We start from the raw sequence: 6975 nt of genomic DNA on the forward strand, positions 1-6975 counted from the left end.
AATATTCCTTACCCCTCTACCTCATGCCCTTCCCCCCGGAGGGGGGAGGTTGGGAGGGGGGCAGCTTGGACTGCACGCAAGCCCCCTCCCTGGCCCTCCCCCTCCGGGGGAGGGGAGTGAGGCCTCCCGCACAGGTCCCGCATCTCTAGAGCGTTCCTAGCCGCGCAGCCGCTGCGACAGTTGTTGAACATGATAAAAGTGGTCCGCGCCGTCTCGTTTAGCCGCATGGCGTCCCGCGCAATTTCTTTCAGCTCGCTTTCCTGATACATATACTCGTCGGCCGGCGCATCGCTATGCCAGCTGTCGCCGTTTCTACCGTGTAGCCTGAAGTAGGCGATACCCGTGGTGGCTGCGGGATGGAAGGGGGCGGTGGAGAGATTGCCGAACTGCGGCTCGTCGCAGGTGATGTAGGTGATCTTGTGCTCTTTGAGGAAAGCAAGCATGTCGTCCCGGTGCTGCGAGGTGAACCAGCTGCCGTGGCGGAACTCGACAGCGATGGGGATCCCCGCCATCAGATCCTTACAGTAATTCAGGTAGTCCAGGTTGGCCTTCTTGTAGCCGAACCAGGGCGGGAACTGGAAGATGACGAAGCCCATCTTGTGTGCCTGCCGAAGCGGTGCCAAGGCTGCCACCAGCGCCTGCGCCATGGCCCTGAGCAGCACGGGCTCGGCTACGTGCAGATCCTCCCGCTCCAGGTCGCCTGGTGCCAACATGGCGCGCAACTCCTGCTGCAACCGGCGCGGATCGATGTTGTGGCCGGTGAGGGCGGCGAAGGCCTTGACGTGGAACAGGAAGCCGGGGGGCGTCCGCTCAACCCAGGCCTGCACCATCTCGCTAGAGGGAATCTGGTAGTAGGAACTCTCGATTTCAACCGTGTCGAACTGGCTTGCGTAGAACTTCAGGCGTGCCTTGGGGGTGGAGGCGCCGTGCGGATAGAAGGCGCCGCTTTCGATGAGGCTATTTTCGGTCCAGGAGCAGGTACCGATGCGGATCTTTCCTCCCATGGTTTCTCCGTGGTGCCGGGTAGATAGGGCACTCTCCTGTCCACGCCCCCTCGCCCTTCGGGATAGGGTGGGGGGAGGGCGTTGCAACTGGCAATCATCTCTCTCTGTGGCGTCGCCCTCACCCGCCCTGCGGGCACCCTCTCCCGGAGGGCGAGGGGATGTCTACACCCCAATCTGCCGGGTGGCGAGGGGAGCAAAAGGAAAATCTATTCAATGGATCGATCTTCAAAAAATCGACTGACCCTGCACATGCTGGAGCACTTTCCCAGCGACGCCCTCTTTGACCGTATCGCTCGCGCCGTCTGCCGAGCCGGGTGTCTGCCGCGTAAGGAACTGTACGAGGCGTGGGAGGTGGCGCGGCGGGTGCACCGACGTTTTCGCGGCGGACGGGTGGTGGATCTTGCCGCCGGGCACGGCTTGTTGGCGCAGGTACTGCTCGTTCTGGACCGTGAACTCCGTGCTGGCATCGGTGTCGATCTGCGCATCCCGCAAAGTGCTGAACGGCTAGCCTCAGAGATCAGGGCGGAATGGCCCGCTGCTGCCGGCCGGTTCACCCTCCTGGAGCAGGATCTGAACCTGGTCGAACTGCACAGCGATGACATTGCCGTTTCCGCCCACGCCTGCGGCTCTCTTACCGATCTGGTCCTGGCCAGGGCGGCTTCCGCCCGCTGTCGGGTGGCGGTGCTACCCTGCTGCCACGACCTGCGCAGTTGCGATGACGGCGGCGTTGCCGGCTGGGTTGACGGACCGCTTGCCGTCGACGTCACCCGTGCCGCGTGGCTGCGCTCGCAGGGGTACCGGGTCTACACCCAGACCATCCCGCTCGACATTACCCCCAAGAACCGCCTGCTGATGGGCGAGCCGCTCTAGAAAATCGCGTTCAAGATGAAGTTGACCACCGACAGCACCAGGCTGAACAGGAGTGCCCACAAGAAGCCGTCCACCGTGAAGCCGCGCACCAGGGCGCTGGTCAGCATGATGAGCAGCGCGTTGATCACGAAGGTGAGCAGCCCCAGGGTTAGGATGTTGAATGGCAGGGTGAGCAGCATCAGCACTGGCCTGATGAAGGTATTGATGAGGCCGAGCACCACTGCCGTAATCAGCGCCGCGCCGAATCCGGACAGGTGCACCCCCGGCAGGAAATAGGCGGTAATGACGATCGCCACGGCGTGTACCAGCCACTTCACTATAAAACCCACGTTGAACCTCCTTAGTCTGTAGCCAAAAACAACCCGCCTATTATACCCGATTCTCTTTTACGACCAAGCTCTGTGTGAGTCCTCTGGCAAGGGTGACACTGGCTTCGTTTTGGGATGTTGTTTAGGCTCCTCAAAACGATGTTCAAGCTGACAGTAAACATCACCTCTGCCGCCCCTTGAAAAACTGTCCGCAGCTTCACACTACCAGGGAAAGTCGTCGGCTAAACCCGCATAAACATTGATTATAGCGATTAACTTGCTCCTATAAACAAGTTGACAGCGCGGGCAATACTCGGGTATATTTCGCCGACTCTCACATTAATACACAGAGGATACGCAACCCATGAAGGAAATTCTTTCCGGCAACGAAGCCATTGCCAGAGGCGCATACGAGGCAGGGGTGAAAGTTGCCTGTGCCTACCCCGGCACCCCTTCCACGGAGATCCTGGAAAACACCATCCGCTACCGGGAGATCGACTCCTCCTGGGCCACCAACGAAAAGGTTGCCCTCGAAGTCGGCATCGGCGCCTCCTTCGTCGGCGCCAGGTCGCTGGTGACCATGAAGCACGTTGGCGTCAACGTCGCCGCCGACCCCTTGTTCACGCTCTCCTACACCGGCGTCAACGGCGGCCTGGTGCTCGTCTGCGCCGACGACCCCGAACTGCACTCCTCCCAGAACGAGCAGGATAGCCGCAACTACGCCAAGTTCGCCAAGGTTCCCATGCTGGAGCCTGCGGATTCCCAGGAATGCCTGGAGTTCACCAAGCTCGCCTACGAGATATCTGAGAAGTACGACACGCCTGTCCTGCTGCGCACCACCACCCGTATTTCTCACAGCAAATCGGTGGTCAACATGGGCGAGCGCACCGACCTCGTCCGTGAGGCGAAGATCGAGAAAAATGCCGCCAAGTTCGTGATGCTGCCGGGCAACGCACGCGTACGCCACGTTGTGGTCGAGGACCGCACCGTGCAGCTCTCCAAGGACGGCTGCAGCATGCCGATCAACCGGGTCGAGATGCGCGAGGGCAAGATCGGCGTCATCACCTCCGGCATTGCCTACCAGCACGTGCGCGAGGCGCTCCCGGAGGCTTCCGTGCTGAAACTGGGCATGGTGCACCCGCTTCCTTTCGACCTGATCCGCGAGTTCGCTGCCAAGGTGGAGAAGCTGTACGTGGTCGAGGAACTGGACCCGTTCATCGAGGAGCAGGTGAAGGCGATCGGCATCCCGGTCATAGGCAAGGAGATCATATCGATCTGCGGCGAGCTCACCCCGGGCAGGGTGCGTAAAGCCTTCGGCCTGCCGGAAAACGCCGCGACTGCCGTCGAAAAGCTCCCGGGGCGTCCCCCCAACATGTGTCCGGGCTGCCCGCACCGCGGCGTGTTCTATACCCTGAACCAGCTGAAAGCCTACGTTTCCGGCGACATCGGCTGCTACACCCTGGGCTTCATGCCGCCGCTGTCCGCCATGGACACCTGTGTCTGCATGGGCGCCTCCATCGGCATGGCGACCGGCGCGGTGAAGGTGCTTTCCCCTGAGGAGAGGAAGAAAGTGGTTGCGGTCATCGGCGATTCCACCTTCCTGCACACCGGCATCAACGGCCTGATGGACATGGTCTACAACAAGGGCGCCGCCACCGTGATCATCCTGGACAACAGGATCACCGCCATGACCGGCCGCCAGGAAAACCCCGGCTCAGGGCATACGTTGATGAACGATCCCACCAACGCCGTGGACTTCGAGCTCCTGTGCAAGGCGATCGGCGTCAAGAACGTGCGCACCATCAACCCCCTCGACCTGGACGAGTGCCGCACGGTGATCTCCGAGGAGATGGAGCGCCCCGAGACCTCAGTCATCATCACCGACAAGCCCTGCGTTCTCATCAAGAGGGAAGGCATCTTCAAGGCCGGCGCACCGCTGCAGGTGGTTGAGGAATCCTGCACCGGCTGCCGTGCCTGCCTCAAGATCGGCTGCCCCGCCATCGAGTGGGTGCCGTCCAGCGGCAAGAAGGGCAAGGCGCACATAGATCCGCTTTTATGCAACGGTTGCGACGTCTGCAGCCAGCTGTGCAAGTTCTCTGCGATTCAGGAGGCAAAATGAGCGACAAGGTAACCAACATCGTCCTGGTAGGCGTGGGTGGCCAGGGCATCCTGCTCGCCGCCGAGATCCTTTCCGAGACCTTCATGCTGGCAGGCTTCGACGTCAAGAAGAGCGAAATCCACGGCATGTCCCAGCGCGGCGGCTCCGTCGTGTCTCACGTCCGTTACGGCAAGGAAGTCTTCTCCCCGATGGTTCCGGAAGGGGAGGGGGACATCCTTTTCGGCTTCGAGCTGATGGAGAGCTACCGCTACCTGTCCCTGCTGAAGCCCGGTGGCGCCGTGGTGGTGAACGATCTCTGCATTGCGCCCCCTGCCGTGCTGGTTGGTCAGGAGAGCTATCCTGCCGACATGGCGCTGAAGATCCAGGAGCTTTGCCCGGACTGCCTGCTGGTGGACGGCCAGAACCTTGCCATCCAGGCGGGCAACGCACGCGCGGCCAACACCGTGCTGCTTGGCGCCGTTTCCAAGCGTCTCGACATCGAGGAGAAGTACTGGATCGAGGCCATCGAGAAGATGGTGCCCAAGAAAGCGCTGGAAGTGAACCTCAAGGCCTTCGAAATGGGGCGCGGACTTAAATAACGGCTTCCCTCACCTCTGCCCCTCTCCCGGAGGGCGAGGGGGTGGACGCTGCTCCTGTCTGACCTTAAGAATCCTTCTCCCCCCGGGAAAAGGTGCCCGAAGGGCGGATGAGGGCGCCGCCACCCTGGACGAATTTGGCCTAACAACGAAGTAGGGGCGAATAATCATTCGCCCGGTTCTAAGGAGCACAAGCATGTACTTCAACGAGGAGTTCGAGACACTGCCGAGGGAAGCGCTCCAGGCGCTGCAGCTCAAGAGGCTGAAGGCCATGGTGGCCCGGGTCGAGAAAAACGTTCCCTTCTACAAGGAGGCACTCGCCAAGGCCGGCGTCAGCTCCGATTCTATCAATTCACTCACCGACTTGCAGCGACTCCCGTTTACCTACAAGCAGGACATGCGGGACTCCTACCCCTACAACCTGTTCGCGGTGCCGATGGAGGACATCGTCCGTATCCACGCCTCTTCCGGGACCACCGGCAAACCGACCGTGGTCGGCTACACCAAGAAGGACATTGAGACCTGGAGTGAGCTGATGGCACGCTCCTTCGTCGCGGCCGGCGTGCACAAGGGTGACATCATTCACAACTCCTACGGCTACGGCCTCTTCACTGGCGGCTTGGGCGCGCACTACGGCGCCGAGCGGCTGGGCGCCTCGGTCATCCCGATGTCTGGCGGCAACACCAAGAAGCAGATCATGATCATGCAGGACTTCGGCTCCACCGTGCTCACCTGCACCCCGTCCTACTCGTTGTTCATGGCCGAGGCCGCCAAGGAAGAGGGGATCGATTTCCGCGACCTGAAACTGCGCGTCGGCATCTTCGGCGCCGAGCCCTGGTCCGAGGAGATGCGCCGGGACATCGAGACCAAGCTGAACCTCTCCGCCGTCGACATCTACGGTCTCTCAGAGATCATGGGACCGGGCGTCGCCATCGAGTGCTGCGAGGCGAAGAAGGGGCTGCACGTCTGGGAGGACCACTTCATCCCCGAGATCATCAACCCGGAAACCTGCGAGGTGCTTGGCGAAGGGCAGATGGGCGAGCTGGTCATCACCACCATCACCAAGGAAGGGATCCCGCTGATACGCTACCGGACCCGCGACATCACCTCTATTACCTACGAGCCGTGCGCCTGCGGCAGGACCCATGCCCGCATCGCCCGCATGAGTGGCAGAAGCGACGACATGCTCATCATTCGCGGCGTCAACGTCTTCCCGTCCCAGATCGAGGCGATCCTCATGGGTGTCGAGGGGGTCGAGCCGCACTACGTGCTCATCGTGGAAAGAAAAGACAACCTCGACACTCTCGAGGTTCAGGTCGAGGTGGGCGAGAATATCTTCTCCGACGAGATCAAGCACCTGCAGGCACTGTCGGCCAAGATCGAGAAACAGATTAAGGAGATGTTGGGTGTAACCTGCCGCGTCAGGCTGGTGGAACCGAAAAGCATCACCCGCAGCGAAGGAAAGGCAAAACGCGTCATCGACAACAGGAACAAGGCCTAAGGAGGGAACGTCATGCACGTAGAACAGATCTCCATTTTCATCGAAAACAAGTTCGGACGTCTGGCCGAGGTGACTCGCATCCTGGGCGACGCCGGGGTCAACATCCGCACCCTGTCCCTAGCGGATACCTCCGATTTCGGCATTCTGCGCCTGATCGTAAACGACACGGAAAAGGCGAGGACCGTGCTAAAGGAGCGCGGCTTCACCGTGAGCAAGACCGAGGTTGTCGCGGTCGAGATACCGGATCGTCCCGGCGGGCTCGCTGACATCCTCCAGGTCTTGGACGCTGACGGTATCAACGTCGAGTACATGTACGCCTTCGTAGAGCGCTGCGGCGAGAACGCGGTGATGATCTTCCGCTTCGACGAGACCCAGAAGGCGATCGCCACCCTGACCGGCAAGAACTTCAACGTGCTGCCAGGGGAGAGGCTGTATAGCATGTAGGTGGGTATAAGGTGAGCGGGCGGCGATAAGCTCCCTCCCCCGGAGGGGGAGGGTTGGGGAGGGGGAAACCTCGTCCCTTTGAATCGTGGCCCCCCCCCCCCCCCCCCCCCCCCGGGGGGGGGGGGTTTTGGGGCCCCGAAACAACACAGAAGCC

Annotated in this window: 7 protein-coding genes; 5 read left to right on the forward strand and 2 right to left on the reverse strand. The window is 61.3% G+C overall.

The features are described from left to right. Positions 1-8: 8 nt before the first annotated feature. A complete protein-coding gene (locus K7R21_RS05405) occupies positions 9-1004 on the reverse strand; it encodes a DUF72 domain-containing protein (protein WP_224982254.1) in 996 nt (331 codons plus the stop codon). A 213-nt stretch (positions 1005-1217) separates the two neighbouring features. Here K7R21_RS05405 and K7R21_RS05410 point away from each other — a divergent pair, with 213 nt between their 5' ends. Further along, positions 1218-1874 carry a methyltransferase gene (locus K7R21_RS05410; RefSeq protein WP_224982255.1) on the forward strand — a complete coding sequence of 219 codons (657 nt, stop codon included), beginning with the start codon at positions 1218-1220 and terminating at the stop codon, positions 1872-1874. On the opposite strand, the gene K7R21_RS05415 is transcribed toward K7R21_RS05410, so the two are convergent. Beyond that, entirely contained in the window at positions 1871-2203 is a 333-nt protein-coding gene (locus tag K7R21_RS05415) for a phage holin family protein (RefSeq protein ID WP_224982256.1), read from the reverse strand. The genes K7R21_RS05410 and K7R21_RS05415 overlap by 4 nt on opposite strands. 343 nt (positions 2204-2546) lie before the next feature. Between K7R21_RS05415 and iorA the strand changes: the two genes are divergently transcribed. The 4 genes from iorA to K7R21_RS05435 all read left to right on the forward strand — a co-directional run bounded on the left by iorA (position 2547) and on the right by K7R21_RS05435 (position 6821). After that, positions 2547-4301 (forward strand): indolepyruvate ferredoxin oxidoreductase subunit alpha, encoded by a 1755-nt coding sequence (gene iorA, locus K7R21_RS05420; RefSeq protein ID WP_224982257.1) that lies wholly within the window; start codon positions 2547-2549, stop codon positions 4299-4301. Further along, complete coding sequence (locus tag K7R21_RS05425; protein ID WP_224982258.1) at positions 4298-4879, forward strand: indolepyruvate oxidoreductase subunit beta; 582 nt, start codon at positions 4298-4300, stop codon at positions 4877-4879. The genes iorA and K7R21_RS05425 overlap by 4 nt, the downstream gene beginning before the upstream one ends. 193 nt (positions 4880-5072) lie before the next feature. After that, on the forward strand, positions 5073-6377 hold the full coding sequence (locus tag K7R21_RS05430) for a phenylacetate--CoA ligase family protein (protein WP_224982259.1): 1305 nt from the start codon (positions 5073-5075) through the stop codon (positions 6375-6377). Positions 6378-6389: 12 nt separating this feature from the next. Continuing rightward, on the forward strand, positions 6390-6821 hold the full coding sequence (locus tag K7R21_RS05435; RefSeq protein ID WP_224982260.1) for an ACT domain-containing protein: 432 nt from the start codon (positions 6390-6392) through the stop codon (positions 6819-6821). The last annotated feature ends 154 nt before the right edge of the window (positions 6822-6975 follow it).

This window comes from Geomonas agri (genome assembly GCF_020179605.1).
GTDB classification, from domain to species: Bacteria; Desulfobacterota; Desulfuromonadia; order Geobacterales; family Geobacteraceae; genus Geomonas; species Geomonas agri.